2 protein-coding genes and 1 tRNA gene are annotated in these 3014 nt (G+C 66.7%); all 3 read right to left on the bottom strand.

All coding sequences use genetic code 11. The features are described from left to right. Nucleotides 1-51 precede the first annotated feature (51 nt). Nucleotides 52-1770 (bottom strand): 2-isopropylmalate synthase, encoded by a 1719-nt coding sequence (leuA, locus tag RTU05_RS17600; RefSeq protein ID WP_312599594.1) that lies wholly within the window; start codon nt 1768-1770, stop codon nt 52-54. A gap of 233 nt (nt 1771-2003) precedes the next feature. Then, nucleotides 2004-2077 (bottom strand) — tRNA-Gly (locus tag RTU05_RS17605). An 85-nt stretch (nt 2078-2162) separates the two neighbouring features. Beyond that, nucleotides 2163-3014 (bottom strand): TraB/GumN family protein (locus tag RTU05_RS17610; protein ID WP_312599595.1); only part of this gene is annotated, 852 nt, incomplete at its 5' end.

Raw genomic sequence — 3014 nt, forward strand, 5'->3', positions numbered from 1 at the left:
AGCCTTGAATCAGCAATCAGAGGATTTGGGAATCCAGTTTGTCCACGCCGCCTAGCTTTCCGCGAGGCTCAGCGTCTTCTCCGCCGCCTGCCCCCCCGCCGCATCGGCGCGGTTGGCGGCGCCCAGCAGCGCCTTCAGCGAGGCCGTCGCCACGTCCGGGTCGGTCGCCACGCCGAAGATGGTCCGTCCATCCGCCGTGCGGCATTCGACATAGGCCGCCGCCTGGGCGTCAGCCCCATGGCCGATGGCGTGTTCGTGATAGTCCTCGATATCCAGCACCAGACCACAGTCTTCGCGCAGCGCGTCCAGCACGCTGGACAGGAAGCCGTTGCCGCGCCCCGAGATCCGCCGCTCCTCGCCGTTCAGGCGGATGCGGCCCGTAAAGCGGCGCTCCTTGCCCGGCGCCGAGCGCCCCTCTTCATAATCCACCAGGGCGAACGGACCATGGCCGCCATGGGGCGCATAGACGGATCGGAAAACGTCCCAGATGTCGGCGGCGGTCAGTTCGCGGCCTACCTGGTCTGCGTAGGCCTGAACATGCGGGCTGAAATCGGCCTGCATCCGCTTGGGCAGTTTCAGCCCCTTGTCCTGTTCCAGCACCCAGGCGAAGCCGCCCTTTCCGGACTGGGAGTTCACGCGGATCACCGCCTCGTAGGACCGGCCCAGATCGGCCGGGTCGATGGGCAGATAGGGCACGTTCCAGATATGGTCGTTGCGCCTGGCCTGGGCGGCGAACCCCTTCTTGATCGCGTCCTGATGGCTGCCCGAGAAGGCGGTGAAGACCAGTTCCCCGGCATAGGGGTGGCGCGGATGGACCGGCAGGGCGTTGCAATGCTCCACCGTCTGGATCACCGCATCCATGTCCGAGAAGTCCAGCTCGGGATCGACCCCTTGGGTGTAGAGATTCAGCGCCAGGGTCACCAGATCGACATTGCCCGTGCGCTCGCCATTGCCGAACAGGCAGCCCTCGACCCGGTCGGCGCCGGCCATGACCGACAGCTCCGCCGCCGCCACGCCCGTGCCCCGGTCGTTATGCGGATGAACCGACACGATCACGCTGTCGCGACGCGAGATGTTGCGGCAGAACCACTCGACCTGATCGGCGTAGATGTTCGGCGTCGCCGCCTCGATGGTGGCCGGCAGGTTGAAGATGATGGGCTTGTCCGGCGTCGGCTCGATCACGTCCAGAACCGCCTCGCAGACCTCCAGGCTGTAATCCAGTTCGGCGGTGGAGAAGGTCTCGGGGCTGTATTCGAAACGCCAGTCGGTGTCGGGGCGGCGTTCCGCCTCCTCGCGCATCCGCGACATGCCCTCGACGGCGATCTGTTTGATGCCCGCGCGGTCCATGCCGAAGACGATCTCGCGCCAGGCGGGCGACAGGGCGTTGTACATATGCACGACGGCGGTCCTGGCCCCCTCCAGGCTCTCGAACGAACGGGCGATCAGATCGGCCCGCGCCTGGGTCAGCACCTGCACCACCACATCGTCGGGAATGCCGCCCGCGCGCACCAGGCCGCTGATGAAATCGAACTCGGTCGCCCCCGCCGAGGGGAAGCCGACCTCGATCTCCTTGATGCCGATCTTCACCAGCAGGTCGAAGAAGCGCTGCTTCTTCTCGGCGTTCATCGGGTCGATCAGGGCCTGATTGCCGTCGCGCATGTCCGTCGACAGCCAGCGCGGCGCCTTGTCGATGGTGCGGCTGGGCCACTGACGATCCGGCAGATCGACGGTCGGGAAGGGGCGATATTTGATGGAGGGGTCGCGCAACACCGTGCGTCTCCTGAACGTCTTGCGATCTGAAAGGGGATTACGACAGCGATTTCCGCCGCCGGGCAGCCGTCAGTCCCGGCGGCAGCCGATAAGTCGCAGTCCCGAACGCGCAAGCGCTCCGGGTGACGGGATCAGGGTCTGTGCGGAAAGATTTACCACGCCCGACGATATCAAGGGCCGAGGAAGGAAACAATCCACCCGAAAGAATAGATTTCCCGGACAGGACGACCGACTGGAGCGGGCAGCGGGAATCGAACCCGCACGAGCAGCTTGGGAAGCTGCCAGGCTACCACTACATCATGCCCGCATCGGGTCGGCCGAGAGCGGCGTGGACACGCCCTCGACCGAACTCTTAGCTGCGCGCCGCCGTCGGCTCAAGCGCGCGATATGCTTCATTCGACCACTTCGACCTGAACGCCGCGCGCCTTCAGTTGGGCCTGAACGCTGTCGTCGCCGGCCAGGTGCCCCGCGCCCACGGCGATGAAGGCGGTGCCGGAGCCTTGCAGCAGGGTCTGGATCTGGTTCGCCCAGTCGATGTTCCGATCCACCAGAACGGACTGGTACAGGGCCGGCGAGGCGTCCTTCATCTCCTCGACCATCACCCGACCCAGGACATCGACGTCGCCCCTCGCCCAGGCCGAGACCATTTCGTCCAGCTTTGTCGCCGCGTTCTCGTAGTCCTTCAGCGTCTCGCGCAGGAAGACCATCTGCACGTCGTCGGGCAGGCCGGCCAGAATGCCGATCTGCTTGTCGATGGTTTCGAAGCCGTGGATCGGCTTGCCGGCCGCCTCGGCGCGCGCCTTCAGAACAAGTTCCACGCCCGACTTGGGATCATAGCCCGCCTTGACCAGCGGGGCGACCGACAGGGTCAGGGCCGCCAGCCACGGCCGCATCGGCTGAAGCTGGGCGCCCGAGGCGCCCAGGGCCTGGGCCGCCGCGTCCAGCTCGGCGTTCTCCTCGGGCGTCAGGCGGCTGGACAGGGGCGTGTCGGGCGACAGGCCGTGCTGCTGGATCAGCGGCATGAGCGCGGCCTGATCGTCGGGATTGCTGATCTCGAACCAGATGTCCGAGGCGCTGTCGAAGGCGGCCTGGACGCGCGGACTGGCCCAGCCCGTCGTCGGGCGCAGCACATGGACCGATCCGAACAGATACAGGGTGGAATCGGCGTCCTTGATCACCCACAGGGCCGGCCCCTTGCCCTGGATCGGCGCCGGGGCGGCGGCAGGCGCGGCCGGCTGGGCCTG

Source organism: Brevundimonas sp. (genome assembly GCF_032017145.1).
In the GTDB taxonomy this organism is placed as follows: Bacteria; Pseudomonadota; Alphaproteobacteria; order Caulobacterales; family Caulobacteraceae; genus Brevundimonas.